Origin of the sequence: Pseudomonas edaphica, from assembly GCF_005863185.1 — a bacterium.
Lineage (GTDB): Bacteria > Pseudomonadota > Gammaproteobacteria > Pseudomonadales > Pseudomonadaceae > Aquipseudomonas > Aquipseudomonas edaphica.
In genome coordinates, this window is sequence record NZ_VBVZ01000092.1 from 1 (window position 1) to 14,765 (window position 14,765).

Annotated in this window: 15 protein-coding genes; 14 read left to right on the forward strand and 1 reads right to left on the reverse strand. The window is 59.5% G+C overall.

What is annotated here, in order from left to right; translation table 11 throughout:
- The 6 genes from tilS to ispD all read left to right on the forward strand — a co-directional run.
- The coding region (tilS, locus tag FEM54_RS08630) for a tRNA lysidine(34) synthetase TilS (protein ID WP_138450438.1) at positions 1-1,012 on the forward strand (1,012 nt) is incomplete at its 5' end.
- Between the two features lie 273 nt (positions 1,013-1,285).
- A complete protein-coding gene (locus tag FEM54_RS08635; RefSeq protein WP_078741105.1) occupies positions 1,286-2,917 on the forward strand; it encodes a CTP synthase in 1,632 nt (543 codons plus the stop codon).
- A 5-nt stretch (positions 2,918-2,922) separates the two neighbouring features.
- On the forward strand, positions 2,923-3,768 hold the full coding sequence (gene kdsA, locus FEM54_RS08640; RefSeq protein ID WP_010212442.1) for a 3-deoxy-8-phosphooctulonate synthase: 846 nt from the start codon (positions 2,923-2,925) through the stop codon (positions 3,766-3,768).
- A 157-nt stretch (positions 3,769-3,925) separates the two neighbouring features.
- Positions 3,926-5,215 (forward strand): phosphopyruvate hydratase, encoded by a 1,290-nt coding sequence (eno, locus tag FEM54_RS08645; protein WP_017137156.1) that lies wholly within the window; start codon positions 3,926-3,928, stop codon positions 5,213-5,215.
- Positions 5,216-5,385: 170 nt separating this feature from the next.
- Entirely contained in the window at positions 5,386-5,664 is a 279-nt protein-coding gene (gene ftsB, locus FEM54_RS08650; protein ID WP_017137157.1) for a cell division protein FtsB, read from the forward strand.
- Positions 5,661-6,368, forward strand: a complete 708-nt coding sequence (gene ispD / locus FEM54_RS08655; RefSeq protein ID WP_138450440.1) for a 2-C-methyl-D-erythritol 4-phosphate cytidylyltransferase — start codon at positions 5,661-5,663, stop codon at positions 6,366-6,368. Before ftsB ends, ispD begins: the two co-directional genes overlap by 4 nt.
- A 195-nt stretch (positions 6,369-6,563) precedes the next feature.
- On the opposite strand, the gene FEM54_RS08660 is transcribed toward ispD, so the two are convergent.
- Positions 6,564-7,460: a LysR substrate-binding domain-containing protein gene (locus FEM54_RS08660; RefSeq protein ID WP_017137159.1), complete on the reverse strand. Its 897-nt coding sequence runs from the start codon at positions 7,458-7,460 to the stop codon at positions 6,564-6,566.
- A gap of 109 nt (positions 7,461-7,569) precedes the next feature.
- Here FEM54_RS08660 and FEM54_RS08665 point away from each other — a divergent pair, with 109 nt between their 5' ends.
- The 8 genes from FEM54_RS08665 to rpoS all read left to right on the forward strand — a co-directional run bounded on the left by FEM54_RS08665 (position 7,570) and on the right by rpoS (position 14,702).
- Positions 7,570-8,682: an S-(hydroxymethyl)glutathione dehydrogenase/class III alcohol dehydrogenase gene (locus FEM54_RS08665; protein ID WP_017137160.1), complete on the forward strand. Its 1,113-nt coding sequence runs from the start codon at positions 7,570-7,572 to the stop codon at positions 8,680-8,682.
- An 8-nt stretch (positions 8,683-8,690) separates the two neighbouring features.
- Complete coding sequence (fghA, locus tag FEM54_RS08670; RefSeq protein WP_017137161.1) at positions 8,691-9,536, forward strand: S-formylglutathione hydrolase; 846 nt, start codon at positions 8,691-8,693, stop codon at positions 9,534-9,536.
- A gap of 54 nt (positions 9,537-9,590) precedes the next feature.
- Positions 9,591-10,064: a 2-C-methyl-D-erythritol 2,4-cyclodiphosphate synthase gene (ispF, locus tag FEM54_RS08675; RefSeq protein ID WP_012722614.1), complete on the forward strand. Its 474-nt coding sequence runs from the start codon at positions 9,591-9,593 to the stop codon at positions 10,062-10,064.
- A complete protein-coding gene (gene truD / locus FEM54_RS08680; RefSeq protein ID WP_138450443.1) occupies positions 10,061-11,119 on the forward strand; it encodes a tRNA pseudouridine(13) synthase TruD in 1,059 nt (352 codons plus the stop codon). Before ispF ends, truD begins: the two co-directional genes overlap by 4 nt.
- A complete protein-coding gene (surE, locus tag FEM54_RS08685) occupies positions 11,107-11,856 on the forward strand; it encodes a 5'/3'-nucleotidase SurE (protein ID WP_017137163.1) in 750 nt (249 codons plus the stop codon). Before truD ends, surE begins: the two co-directional genes overlap by 13 nt.
- A 41-nt stretch (positions 11,857-11,897) precedes the next feature.
- On the forward strand, positions 11,898-12,533 hold the full coding sequence (locus FEM54_RS08690) for a protein-L-isoaspartate(D-aspartate) O-methyltransferase (RefSeq protein WP_169850588.1): 636 nt from the start codon (positions 11,898-11,900) through the stop codon (positions 12,531-12,533).
- A gap of 209 nt (positions 12,534-12,742) precedes the next feature.
- On the forward strand, positions 12,743-13,585 hold the full coding sequence (locus tag FEM54_RS08695; protein WP_017137164.1) for a peptidoglycan DD-metalloendopeptidase family protein: 843 nt from the start codon (positions 12,743-12,745) through the stop codon (positions 13,583-13,585).
- A 106-nt stretch (positions 13,586-13,691) separates the two neighbouring features.
- Complete coding sequence (gene rpoS, locus FEM54_RS08700; protein ID WP_017137165.1) at positions 13,692-14,702, forward strand: RNA polymerase sigma factor RpoS; 1,011 nt, start codon at positions 13,692-13,694, stop codon at positions 14,700-14,702.
- The last annotated feature ends 63 nt before the right edge of the window (positions 14,703-14,765 follow it).

Here is a 14,765-nt window from a genome sequence, read left to right on the forward strand (position 1 = left end):
CTACCGGGCGTTTACCGAAGTGACCGGGGCAGGGCAGGTGATGCTCACCGGCCAGCATCGTGACGATCAAGCCGAAACCCTGCTGTTTCGCCTGTTGCGTGGCGCGGGGGTGCGAGGCTTGGCGGCCATGCCGGTGCATCGCCCATTGGGGGGAGGGCACTTGCTGCGGCCGTTGCTGGATGTCTCACGCGTCGAGCTGCAAGCCTATGCGCACCAGCACCAGTTGCAGTGGATCGAAGACCCATCCAACGCCGATTCCCGATTTTCGCGCAATTACCTGCGCAATCGTGTGTTTCCGCTGCTGAGCGAGCGTTGGCCCCAAGCGGTCGCCAGCCTGGCCCGCGCTGCCGAGCATTTGAGCGAAGCCCAGGGCTTGCTCGACGAATTGGCCGTCATTGACCTGCAAACCGCCGACCAGCCTTCGCCGTTTCCCTGGCTGGCCTTGCCGTCATTGGCCCTCGCTCCCTTGCGCGAATTTTCCGATGCCCGCCAACGCAATGCCCTGCGCCACTGGCTGACGCCGCTGACGCGCTTGCCCGACAGCGACCACTGGGCCGGTTGGTATTCCTTGCGGGATGCCAAGGGTGATGCGCAACCGCTGTGGCGCCTGGCCGATGGTCAATTGCACCGCTGCGGCGAGCGTGTGTGGTGGCTGCCTTCCACCTATTCAGCGTTTTCCGACACGCCGGTGAGCTGGCCCCATCCGCAAAACCCACTAGAGTTACCGGGTAATGGTCAGCTTGAACTTATCGGAGAGGCACCTGCAGGCCCGTTGGTGATTCGTTATCGCCAGGGCGGCGAAATCATCGATGTGCCTGGTCGGGGCCGGCGGGACTTGAAGCGCCTGCTGAATGAAAGTAGCTTGCCGGGCTTCATCCGTGGCAGATTGCCGCTGCTCTATCAGGGCGAGCAATTGCTGGCTGTCCCAACCCTTGCGGGGCTATGGGCCTGCTCGACTGGCAAGTGGCAATTACATTGGATGCCACAGAGGTGCGATCAAGGTTTGAGCTGATAGAGGCTTTCCGGTAGACTACGCTCCCTTCTTGATACAACTTCTGTGGATTCAACTGAATCGCAGCAGTTGCCGATTACCAAGCAGTCTTTGCTGGGCGATTCCAAAAAATGTGTAGCGATCAACGTACCGGTGTTTCATTGCTGGTCTGTCACCACGCGGCGGTTTTTTTGAAAGGTGCACTGTGATTAATGCAGGTGATCGGGGGCTTCGGCCTTCCTTCGCTTTCCCCGGCGGCTCGGACCGCTTTAACGCAGACTTCTAGGGTTTTTCATGACGCGCTACATATTCGTCACGGGCGGTGTTGTTTCTTCATTGGGGAAAGGCATTGCCTCCGCTTCATTGGCGGCCATCCTGGAGGCGCGGGGACTTAAGGTCACCATGCTCAAGCTGGACCCGTACATCAACGTTGACCCGGGCACCATGAGCCCGTTCCAGCACGGTGAAGTGTTCGTCACCCACGACGGCGCCGAAACCGACCTGGACCTGGGCCACTACGAGCGGTTCATCCGCACGACCATGACCCAGAACAACAACTTCACCACCGGTCGTGTCTACGAGCACGTGCTGCGCAAAGAGCGCCGTGGTGACTACCTGGGTGCAACCATCCAGGTGATCCCGCACATTACCGACGAAATCAAACGCCGCATCATCAAGGGTGCAGGCGATGCCGACGTGGCAATGGTCGAGATCGGTGGCACCGTGGGTGACATCGAATCCCAACCGTTCCTCGAAGCCATCCGCCAGCTGCGTTTCGAAGTCGGCGCCAAGCGCGCGATGCTGATGCACCTCACGTTGGTGCCGTACATCGCCACCGCCGGCGAGACCAAGACCAAGCCAACCCAGCACTCGGTAAAAGAGCTGCGTTCGATTGGCCTGCAGCCGGACGTGCTGGTGTGCCGCTCCGATCACCCGATCGACATTTCCTCGCGTCGCAAGATCGCGCAATTCACCAACGTTGAAGAACGTGCGGTCATCGCGCTGGAAGACGCCGACACCATCTACAAGATCCCGGGCATCCTGCACTCGCAAGGCCTGGACGATTTTGTGGTCGAGCGTTTCGGCCTGCAGTGCAATGGCGCAGACCTGTCCGAGTGGGAAGCCGTGGTTGACGCCAAGCTCAACCCTGAGCACGAAGTCACCATCGCCATGGTCGGCAAGTACATGGAACTGCTGGATGCGTACAAGTCGCTGATCGAAGCGATGAGCCACGCGGGTATCAGCAACCGTACCAAGGTCAACCTGCGCTACATTGATTCCGAAGACATCGAGAACCAGGGCACTGCACTGCTCGAAGGTGTTGACGCGATCCTCGTGCCAGGCGGTTTTGGCCTGCGTGGCGTGGAAGGCAAGATCACCGCGGTTCAATACGCTCGTGAAAACAAAGTGCCGTACCTGGGTATCTGCCTGGGCATGCAAGTGGCCGTTATCGAGTTCGCCCGTAACGTGCTGGGCTGGAAAGACGCCAACTCCACCGAGTTCGATCACACCAGCGGCCACCCGGTCGTGGGCCTGATCACCGAGTGGGAAGACGCCACCGGCGCCGTTGAAACCCGTACCGAAACCTCCGACCTGGGCGGCACCATGCGCCTTGGCGCACAGGACTGCCTGCTGGAGCCGGGCTCGCTGGTTCACGACTGCTACGGCAAGGACGTGATCGTCGAGCGTCACCGTCACCGCTACGAAGTGAACAACAACCTGCTGCCGCAGATCAAAGAAGCCGGCCTGAAAATCTCTGGTCGCTCCGGTGATGGCAAGCTGGTTGAAGTGGTCGAGGCGCCGGATCATCCGTGGTTCGTGGCCTGCCAGTTCCACCCTGAGTTCACCTCGACGCCGCGCGATGGTCACCCGTTGTTCAGCGGTTTCGTTAAAGCAGCACTGACGCAACATCAGAAGAAGGCGTAAACCTGATGGCCCAGAAGATCATTCGCGTAGGCGACATCGAGATTGCCAACGACAAGCCCATGGTGCTGTTCGGCGGCATGAACGTGCTGGAAAGCCGCGACATGGCGATGCAGGTCTGTGAAGAGTACGTAAAAGTGACCGAGAAACTCGGTATCCCTTACGTGTTCAAGGCCAGCTTCGACAAGGCCAACCGTTCGTCCGTGACCTCCTATCGTGGCCCCGGCCTTGAAGAAGGCATGCGGATCTTCCAGGACATCAAGCAAGCCTTTGGCGTGCCGATCATCACCGACGTCCACGAGCCTGAACAGGCTGCCGTGGTCGCCGAGGTGTGCGACATCATCCAGTTGCCGGCCTTCCTGTCGCGCCAGACCGATCTGGTCGTTGCGATGGCCAAGACCGGCGCTGTGATCAATATCAAAAAAGCCCAGTTCCTCGCGCCTCAGGAAATGAAACACATCCTGAACAAGTGCGTGGAAGCGGGTAACGACCAGTTGATCCTCTGCGAGCGTGGTTCGAGCTTCGGCTACAACAACCTCGTGGTGGACATGCTCGGTTTCGGCATCATGAAACAGTTCGAATACCCGGTATTCTTCGACGTGACCCACGCGCTGCAAATGCCTGGTGGTCGAGCCGATTCTGCTGGCGGGCGACGTGCCCAGGTGCTGGACCTGGCCAAGGCGGGCATCAGCCAGTCGCTGGCGGGCCTGTTCCTGGAAGCTCACCCGGACCCGGACAACGCCAAGTGCGACGGCCCTTGCGCCCTGCGCCTGGACAAGCTGGAGCCGTTTTTGGCCCAGTTGAAGCAGTTGGACGAACTGGTCAAGAGTTTTCCGACGGTAGAGACCGCGTAAGCCGCGTTTCTCCGGTAAAGTATCCCACGCTAAACGCTCAGGCCTGCGGGCCTGAGCCTTGTCGCCTGCAAGTCTGCCCTGTTGTTCCACCCTTGCGGTCGGTCAAAAGATTTCCTACAGCTGCGTCGTTTTCGTCAACTTTGGAGTGTTTACAACAATGGCAAAAATCGTCGACATCAAAGGTCGTGAAGTTCTCGACTCCCGTGGCAACCCCACCGTCGAAGCCGACGTGCTTCTCGATAACGGCATCATCGGCAGCGCTTGCGCGCCGTCCGGTGCGTCTACCGGTTCGCGCGAAGCGCTGGAACTGCGTGATGGCGACAAGAGCCGTTACCTGGGCAAAGGTGTACTCAAAGCTGTAGCCAACATCAACGGCCCGATCCGTGACCTGTTGCTGGGCAAAGACCCGCTGGACCAGAAAGCCCTGGACCACGCGATGATCAAGCTCGACGGCACCGACAACAAAGGCAGCCTGGGCGCCAACGCCATCCTCGCCGTGTCCCTGGCCGCTGCCAAGGCGGCTGCGCAGGACCAGGACCTGCCGCTGTACGCACACATCGCCAACCTGAACGGTACCCCGGGTGTTTACTCGATGCCGGTGCCGATGATGAACATCATCAACGGTGGCGAGCACGCCGATAACAACGTCGACATCCAGGAATTCATGGTGCAGCCGGTTGGCGCCAAGACCTTCTCCGAAGGCCTGCGCATGGGCACCGAGATTTTCCATCACCTCAAGGCTGTGCTGAAGGCCCGTGGCCTTAGCACTGCGGTGGGTGACGAAGGTGGCTTTGCACCGAACCTGGCGTCCAACGAAGATGCACTCAAAGTCATCTCCGAAGCTGTGGCCAACGCTGGCTACAAGCTGGGCACCGACGTGACCCTGGCCCTGGACTGCGCGGCCAGCGAATTCTACGAAGACGGCAAGTACAACCTGTCCGGCGAAGGCCACGTGTTTACGTCGGAAGGTTTTGCTGATTACCTCAAAGGCCTCACCGAGCGCTACCCGATCATCTCGATCGAAGACGGCCTGGACGAGTCCGACTGGGATGGCTGGAAAGTCCTCACCGACAAGATCGGCGAGAAAATCCAGCTGGTGGGCGACGACCTGTTCGTCACCAACACCAAGATCCTGAAAGAAGGCATCGATAAAAAGATCGCCAACTCGATCCTGATCAAGTTCAACCAGATCGGCACCCTGACCGAAACCCTGGAAGCCATCCAGATGGCCAAGGCTGCGGGCTACACTGCCGTGATCTCGCACCGCTCCGGCGAAACCGAAGATTCGACCATTGCCGACCTGGCTGTGGGCACTTCGGCAGGCCAGATCAAGACCGGTTCGCTGTGCCGTTCCGATCGTGTGTCCAAGTACAACCAATTGCTGCGTATCGAAGAGCAACTGGCAGGTAAAGCCAAGTACAACGGTCGCAGCGAGTTTCGCGGCTGATTGTTAAGTGGTAAAAGTCTAAGGATTGTGTCGGAAAGTTCACGACAGTGTGTATTTCGGCGCTAATCTGATGGCTATCAAGCACAAGCCTGGGTCTTCCAGGCTTCGTGCTATCAGTTGCTGTAGAAGTTTTGCATGGCTGTCTTTTTTTACTGGATACCCGGATTTCGATGCGCAGTCCCAATTGGTTGTTCCTCGTCTTGCTCTTGTTGCTGGCTGGCCTGCAATACCGCCTATGGGTGGGTAATGGCAGCTTTGCGCAGGTAAAAGAGTTGACCCAGCAGATTGCCGACCAGCATGCCGAAAACGAACGTCTGCTGGAGCGCAACCGCGTCCTCGATGCCGAAGTGCTTGAGCTGAAAAAAGGTACGGAGACCGTTGAAGAGCGGGCTCGCCATGAGTTGGGCATGGTCAAGGAGGGTGAAACCCTCTACCAGTTGGCCCAATGAGTAACGATTTACCGGCCTTCTGGGCCGTGATTCCTGCCGCGGGCGTCGGTGCCCGTATGGCTGCGGACCGTCCCAAGCAGTATCTGCAACTGGGCGGGCGCACTATTCTGGAACACAGCCTTGGCTGTTTTCTCGACCATCCAGGCCTCAAGGGGCTGGTGGTCAGCCTTGCTGTCGATGATCCCTATTGGCCAAACCTGCCGTGTGCCAACGACCCTCGCATCGTGCGTGCGGACGGCGGCGACGAGCGCTCGGGCTCGGTGCTCAATGCGCTGTTGCAACTCAATGCCCTGGGCGCCAGTGATGATGATTGGGTGCTGGTGCACGATGCCGCGCGGCCAAACCTGAGCCGTGATGACCTCGACAAACTCCTGGCTGAACTGGCGGATGATCCGATCGGCGGCCTGCTGGCGGTGCCGGCGCGCGACACCCTCAAGCGCGTCGACAAACATGGACGTGTGGTTGAAACCGTCGACCGCAGCCTGATCTGGCAGGCGTATACGCCGCAGATGTTTCGTCTGGGTGCGTTGCATCGTGCCTTGGCCGATAGCCTGGTGGCCGATGCGGTGATCACTGATGAAGCCTCGGCCATGGAATGGTCCGGTCAAGCGCCGCGCTTGATCGAGGGGCGAGCGGACAACATCAAGGTGACCCGGCCAGAGGATCTTGAATGGCTCAGGTTACGGTGGGCTAACCGCAGGTAGTCAGTTAAACCGTGTCGACTTCATCGCAGGCAAGCCAGCTCCCACCTTTGAAATGCATTCCCCTGTGGGAAGCAAGCCAGCTCCCACCTTTGAAATGCATTCCCCTGTGGGAAGCAAGTTAGCTCTACCTTTGAAATGCATTCCCCTGTGGGAGCCGGGCTTGCCCGCGATGAGGCCGGTACAGGCGCCGAATAATCAGCCACAGTACTCCGGCCTTTCAGCCAACCCAGCCTTCAAAAAGTCCACCAGCTTCCTGACCTTCGGCGACAAATGCCGCTGCTGCGGATACAACGCCCACACCGCCGTATTCGGCGGCTGATGCGCCTCCAGCAACGACACCAGCGCGCCAGTGTGCAAATGTTCCAGCACGTAATAATCCGGCAGTTGGCACAACCCAACCCCTTGCAGCGCCGCATCCAGTACCGCCTGCCCACTGTTACAGCGCCAGTTTCCCTGCACTCGCTGGGAAAATTCCCGTCCATCCTGAGCCAGTTGCCAGATATCCGAGCTGCCGATCAGACAGTTATGCCGACTCAATTCCGACAAACTATGTGGCCGACCATACCGCGCTAAGTAGGACGGCGATGCGCACAGGTACATGCGCCGAGGTGCCAGGCGGCTGGCGACCATGCGTGAGTCTTGCAAGCGCCCCAGGCGAATCGCCAGGTCCAGCCCCTCGTGCACGAGGTCCAACTGGCGATTACTCAATTCGATATCCACGCGCAACTGCGGGTACAGCCCCATGAACCGCGTGACCAACGGCACGATGAAGCGCTCGCCGTAAGCCACCGCGCAGGTCATGCGCAACATGCCCTTGGGTTCGCTGGTGAGGTCGCCCACCGCGCGCAACGCTTCTTCACGACCATCTTGCAAACGCTGGCAATGTTGCAGAAAGGTCTGGCCGGCTTCGGTGAGCGTCACCTTGCGCGTACTGCGATACAGCAAGCGCGTTTGCAGCCGTTCCTCCAGGCGCGCCACCTGCCGGCTGATATGCGATGAAGACACCCCAAGCCGCTCGGCCGCCGCGGTGAACTGGCTGCATTCAGCCACGGCGACGAACTCATCTATGCCTTCCCAGCGGTTTTCCAGCATGTTGATTGTCCCTGTGCAGCAATAATGTTTTGCTTTTGCCTGGATTATTCATCAGTGAGCCATGTTTTACACTCACTGCCTCAGTTTTTAACTCCCTGGAGAAACCCGGATGATCAAGTCCCGCGCCGCCGTAGCCTTTGAAGCTAAAAAGCCCCTTGAGATCGTTGAAGTGGATGTCGCCATGCCCAAGGCCGGCGAGGTGCTGTTGCGTGTGGTTGCGTCCGGCGTGTGCCATACCGACGCCTACACCTTGTCGGGCGCCGACCCGGAAGGCATCTTCCCGTCGATCCTCGGCCACGAAGGCGGTGCGGTGGTTGAAGCGATCGGCGAAGGCGTTACCTCGGTAGCGGTTGGCGACCACGTGATCCCGCTGTACACCCCGGAATGCGGCAAGTGCAAATTCTGCCTGTCGGGCAAGACCAACCTGTGCCAGGCCATTCGCTCCACCCAGGGCAAAGGCCTGATGCCCGACGGCACCACGCGTTTCTCCTACAAGGGCCAGCCGATTTTCCACTACATGGGCACCTCGACCTTCTCCGAGTACACCGTGTTGCCGGAAATCTCCGTGGCCAAGATCCCTAAAGAAGCGCCGCTGGAAAAAGTCTGCCTGCTGGGCTGCGGTGTCACCACCGGCATTGGTGCAGTGATCAACACTGCCAAGGTCAAGCCGGGCGACACCGTGGCCATCTTCGGCCTCGGCGGCATCGGCCTGTCGGCGGTGATTGGCGCGGTGAAAGCCAAGGCCGGTCGCATCATTGCCATCGACATCAACCCGGCCAAGTTCGAAATCGCCAAGCAACTGGGCGCCACCGACTGTATTAACCCGAAAGACTATGACCGCCCGATCCAGGACGTGATCGTCGACTTGACCGACGGCGGCGTGGACTTCTCCTTCGAGTGCATCGGCAACGTACAACTGATGCGCGCCGCCCTCGAGTGCTGCCACAAAGGTTGGGGCGAGTCGGTCATCATCGGTGTGGCCGGTGCCGGCCAGGAAATCTCCACCCGCCCATTTCAACTGGTGACGGGGCGCGTCTGGCGCGGTTCGGCGTTCGGCGGTGTGCGCGGTCGTACCGAATTGCCAAGCTATGTGGAAATGGCCCAGACCGGCGAAATCCCGCTGGACACCTTTATCACTCACACCATGGGCCTGGAAGACATCAACAAAGCGTTTGATCTGATGCATGAAGGCAAGAGCATTCGTACCGTCATCCACTTCTGAGGTCGGCCATGAACCTGGAAAACCTGTCGTGCCAGAAGAGCTTCGGTGGCTGGCATAAACGCTACAAGCACCATTCCGATGTGCTCGGTTGCGACATGACTTTCGCCGTCTACCTGCCGCCGCAAGCGGAGCAGGGCGGCAAGTTGCCAGTGCTGTACTGGCTGTCGGGGCTTACCTGCACCGATGAGAACTTCATGCAAAAGGCCGGCGCCCAGCGCATGGCCGCCGAGCTTGGGTTGATCATTGTCGCGCCGGACACCAGCCCGCGTGGGCCGGGTGTGCCGGGCGACCCGGACAACGCCTGGGATTTTGGCCTGGGTGCCGGCTTCTACCTGAATGCCACGCAGGAACCGTGGGCCAAGCACTATCGGATGCATGATTATGTCGTGCAGGAATTGCCTGCCTTGGTTGAAGCGCATTTCCCGGCTTCAGACAAGCGCGGCATCAGCGGCCACTCCATGGGCGGTCACGGTGCGCTGGTGTGTGCCTTGCGCAACCCGGGGCGTTACCAATCGGTGTCGGCGTTTTCGCCGATCAACAATCCGATGGATTGCCCGTGGGGCCAGAAAGCTTTCTCCCGTTACCTGGGCGAAGAGCGCTCCAAATGGCGCGAGTGGGATGCCTGCGTGCTGATCAGCGAAGCCTCGGAAAAACTGCCGCTGCTGGTGGATCAGGGCGATCGCGACGATTTCCTTGCCGTGCAGCTTAAGCCTGAGGCGTTGCAGCAAGCGGCCAAGGCTGCCAACCATCCGCTTGAACTGCGCCTGCAGCCGGGTTATGACCACAGTTACTTCTTTATCGCCAGCTTCATCGAAGATCATTTGCGACATCATGGTCGTGCTTTGCTCGGTTAATGTGAGGCAAAAGTAGGTAGAATCACGCCCTGAATTAAATCGGGGCGTTTTTTTATGCGTATTGGCCACGGCTACGATGTGCACCGTTTCGCTGAAGGCGATTTCATCACCTTGGGCGGCGTGCGCATTGCACACCACCATGGGTTGCTGGCTCATTCCGACGGCGACGTTGTGCTGCATGCCTTGAGCGATGCCTTGCTCGGCGCGGCTGCGTTGGGCGATATCGGCAAGCACTTTCCAGACACCGACCCGACCTTCAAGGGCGCGGACAGCCGTGTCTTGCTGCGCCACGTGGTCGGCCTGATCCATGCCAAGGGCTGGAAGGTCGGCAACGTCGACAACACCATCGTGGCCCAGGCGCCGAAAATGGCACCCCACATCGAATCGATGCGCGCGCTGATTGCCGCCGACCTGCAAATTGAATTGGATCAAGTCAACGTGAAAGCCACCACCACCGAAAAGCTCGGGTTTACCGGCCGGGAAGAAGGCATCGCGGTGCACTCCGTCGCCTTGTTGCTGCGCGCATGAATGATCTGCAATTGCTGGGCCCGCGTGCCTATGGCGAGGCCTTGGGCAGCGCGGTTTTGAAGGCAACGGCTGAAGACTTCCAGGTCGACGAAGTGCTGGACATTCCCCTGAGCGGCGACGGTGAGCACCTGTGGCTGTGGGTAGAAAAGCGCGGCCTGAATACCGAAGAGGCTGCGCGCCGTATCGCCAAGGCTGCTGGCGTGCCCTTGCGCACCGTCAGCTATGCCGGGCTCAAGGACCGTCAGGCGTTGACCCGTCAGTGGTTCAGCGTGCAACTGCCGGGCAAGGCCGACCCGGACATGAGCGGGGCCGAAAACGACACCCTCAAGATCCTCAAAATGGGCCGCCACAAGCGCAAGCTGCAACGCGGCGCGCATTCGGCCAACGGCTTTACCCTGCGCCTGACGCAATTGGCCGGCGATACCGCCGCCATCGACGCACGCTTGCAACTGATCGCCCAGCACGGCATCCCGAACTACTTCGGTGCCCAGCGTTTCGGGCATAACGGCGGCAACGTGGTGGATGCCCGTGGGTGGGCGGCACGCAAGGCGTTGCCCGAGCAGCGCAATGTGCGTTCGCGGCTGCTGTCGACCGCGCGCAGCTTTCTGTTTAACAAAGTGTTGGCGGCGCGGGTCGCGGACGGCTCCTGGCAACGTGCCCAGGTCGGTGACCTGCTGGCGTTTACCGACAGTCGCAGTTTTTTTCCGGCGGGTGAGGCTGAATGCAGCGACCCGCGCCTGGCGATTCTGGATCTGCACCCCACCGGCCCACAGTGGGGCGAGGGTGATTCACCGGCCGGCGGCGCGACCCACACGCTTGAGCAAACCATTGCCGCGAGCGAGCCAGAGCTGCGCGATTGGCTGGTGAACGCCGGCATGAGCCAGGAACGTCGCATTCTGCGACTGCCCATTGGCGGGTTGACGTGGCATTATCCCGGTCCTGACATTCTGCAATTGGAATTCGTCCTGCCGGCCGGATGCTTCGCCACTGTGTTGGTGCGCGAGCTTGTTGATCTGGTGCCGGTGGGGCCGACGGACAACCCATGCGTATTCTGATATCAAACGATGACGGTGCCACCGCACCCGGTCTTGCCGCGCTTTATGCTGCGCTGCAGGATTACGCCGAGTGTGTGGTGGTTGCCCCGGACCAGGACAAGAGCGGCGCCAGCAGTTCTCTGACGCTCGACCGTCCGCTGCACCCGCAGGTTCTGGCCAATGGCTTTATCAGCGTGAACGGCACCCCCACCGACTGCGTGCACCTGGCAATCAACAGCTTGTTGGACCAGGAGCCGGATCTGGTTGTGTCGGGCATCAACCTGGGCGCCAATCTGGGCGATGACGTGCTGTATTCCGGCACCGTGGCGGCGGCCCTTGAAGGGCGTTTCCTGGGGCGCACCTCATTCGCTTTTTCGTTTGCCTCACGGCAACTGGATAACCTGGCGACGGCGGCGTATTTCGCCCGCAAGCTGGTGGAAGCCCACGGCTCGCTGGACTTGCCACCGCGCACGGTGCTCAACGTTAATATCCCCAATTTGCCCCTCGACCATATCCGCGGCATCCAGCTGACGCGCCTGGGCCATCGCGCTCGTGCGGCAGCACCGTTGAAGGTGGTCGACCCGCGTGGCAAGGAAGGTTACTGGATTGCCGCCGCCGGCGATGCCGAAGACGGCGGCCCCGGCACCGACTTTCATGCGGTGATGCAAGGTTATGTTTCGATTACCCCGTTGCAGCTCGATCGCACCTTCAGTGATGCCTTCAGTAGTCTGGATGGCTGGCTTGAGGGGTTGCGTTAATGGCGCGTGAACAAGACGACCTGTTGCGTCGTGGTATCGGGATGACCTCCCAGCGTACCCGCGAGCGTTTGATCCAGCGTCTGTATGAAGAAGGCCTGTCCAACGCCCAGGTGCTGGAAGTCATCCGGCGCACGCCTCGGCATCTGTTCGTGGATGAGGCGCTGGCGCATCGTGCCTATGAAGACACTGCGTTGCCAATCGGCCATAACCAGACCATCTCGCAACCTTATATGGTCGCGCGCATGAGTGAACTGCTGCTGGCGGCGGGGCCGTTGGACAAGGTGCTGGAGATCGGCACCGGTTCGGGTTACCAGACCGCCGTGCTCTCGCAGCTGGTGGAACGGGTGTTCTCGGTGGAGCGCATCAAGGTCCTGCAGGACCGCGCCAAGGAGCGCCTGGTGGAGCTCAACCTGCGCAACGTGGTGTTCCGTTGGGGCGACGGTTGGGAAGGCTGGCCGGCGCTGGCGCCGTATAACGGCATTATCGTCACGGCGGTCGCCACCGATGTGCCCCAGGCGTTGCTCGATCAGCTCGCCCCTGGCGGGCGCTTGGTCATCCCGGTGGGCTCTGGCGAAGTGCAACAATTGATGCTCATTATTCGCGAGGACGAAGGCTTTTCCCGGCATGTACTGGGTGCTGTGCGCTTCGTTCCGCTGCTCAATGGCCCGCTGGCCTGATCATTTCTTTGCAAACAGTGAATTCTGTTGATGGGGATGTGTCTTACGGCGGGGCTTATTGAGTCAACATGATTGGAAGCCGGGTTTAAACGCGATGAATTTTTCGTTTCAGTCGTGTACCGGTAAAAAGCCAATGCCCAGTTATACTTGCGACATATTTCAAGCCTGATACAGGCATTCATGTTCGGCCAGCACAAAGGGAGCGGCGGGTGAGTCTCACAGGTCTAGCGCAGCGTATGAGTAAAACAAGTTTTCAGCGACTGGTGCTTGGCCTTGTCTTGAGTTCCTTATTGGTGGGTTGCTCAAGCTCTCCGTCCAGCGGCGCTCGGGTTGTCGACCGAAACGGTGCCAGCGCCGTGCCGCAAAAACCGACAGTCACCACCGGGCAATATGTAGTGCGAAAGGGGGACACGATGTTCTCAATCGCCTTCCGTTACGGCTGGGATTACAAGGCGCTCGCAGCTCGTAACAATATTCCTGTGCCGTATACGATACATCCCGGGCAAACCATCCGTTTCGATGGGCGTACCGGTTCGGCATCTACGGCAGTTGTGACAAAGTCCGGATCTTCGGCCTCGTCCTCAAGCAAAACCACAATCATCACCAGGCCTGCAGGCACCGCTGCGCCTACGGTTGCGAGCAAGCCGGCAGCCACGCCGTTGCCACCTGCCGGGCCGGCGCCGACCGGTTGGGGATGGCCTTCAAACGGGGTGCTGATTGGAAAATTCTCTTCAAACGGTAGTTTGAATAAAGGCATTGATATCGCCGGGGATTTGGGACAGCCTGTTTTAGCTGCGTCTGATGGGACAGTGGTTTACGCCGGGAGTGGTTTACGGGGCTACGGCGAGCTGGTCATCATCAAACACAGCGATACCTACGTCAGTGCCTACGGTCATAACCGCAGGCTGTTGGTTCGGGAGGGGCAGCAGGTCAAAGTCGGACAGACAATTGCCGAAATGGGGTCAACTGGTACAGACCGGGTGAAACTGCACTTTGAGATTCGCCGCCAAGGGAAGCCTGTAGATCCGCTGCAATTCCTACCCCGTCGTTGATGTGTTGCACAGCCTGTTCCCTCACGTAGAAGGAACAGGCTCCAGCGTTGCCAAGGATAAAGGCGTCGCTTGAGCTTGAGGTCGAACTCACCAAAGGACTATAACAATGGCTCTCAGTAAAGAAGCGCCGGAGTTTGACATCGACGATGAGGTTCTCCTTGAAATGGAGATCCTCACCGAAAAGGAATCGATGTCGAATGATGAAGGAGCTGCTAAACCTTCAGTTCGCACCAAATCCAAAAACGCCACCGCGTTAAAGCAGCACAAGTACATTGACTACACGCGGGCGCTCGACGCTACGCAGTTGTACCTCAATGAAATTGGCTTTTCCCCTTTGCTGACTCCCGAAGAAGAAGTCCATTTTGCGCGCTTGTCGCAAAAGGGCGATCCGGCTGGGCGCAAGCGCATGATTGAAAGTAACTTGCGGCTGGTGGTGAAAATCGCCCGACGCTACGTCAATCGTGGCCTGTCGCTGTTGGACCTGATCGAGGAGGGCAACCTGGGCTTGATCCGGGCAGTGGAGAAGTTCGACCCTGAGCGGGGCTTCCGCTTCTCTACCTATGCCACCTGGTGGATTCGCCAGACCATCGAACGGGCGATCATGAATCAGACCCGTACGATCCGGTTGCCGATCCATGTGGTCAAGGAGCTCAACGTCTACCTGCGGGCGGCACGTGAGCTTACACAAAAACTCGATCATGAACCTTCGCCTGAGGAAATCGCCAACCTGCTGGAAAAGCCAGTGGGCGAGGTTAAACGCATGCTCGGCTTGAACGAGCGCGTGTCTTCGGTCGATGTCTCGCTGGGTCCGGATTCGGATAAAACCCTGCTGGACACCCTGACAGATGATCGCCCGACAGATCCTTGTGAGCTGTTGCAGGACGATGATCTTTCCCAAAGCATTGACCAGTGGCTGTCCGAACTCACGGACAAGCAGCGCGAAGTGGTGATTCGCCGTTTCGGCTTGCGCGGCCATGAGAGCAGCACCCTGGAGGATGTAGGCCTGGAGATCGGCTTGACCCGTGAGCGGGTGCGGCAGATTCAGGTGGAGGGCCTCAAGCGCTTGCGTGAGATCCTCGAGAAGAACGGCTTGTCGAGTGAGTCGTTGTTCCAATAAAGACGCAGTACAAAATGTGGGAGCGGGCTTGTGTGGGAGCTGGCTTGCCTGCGATACTGACAC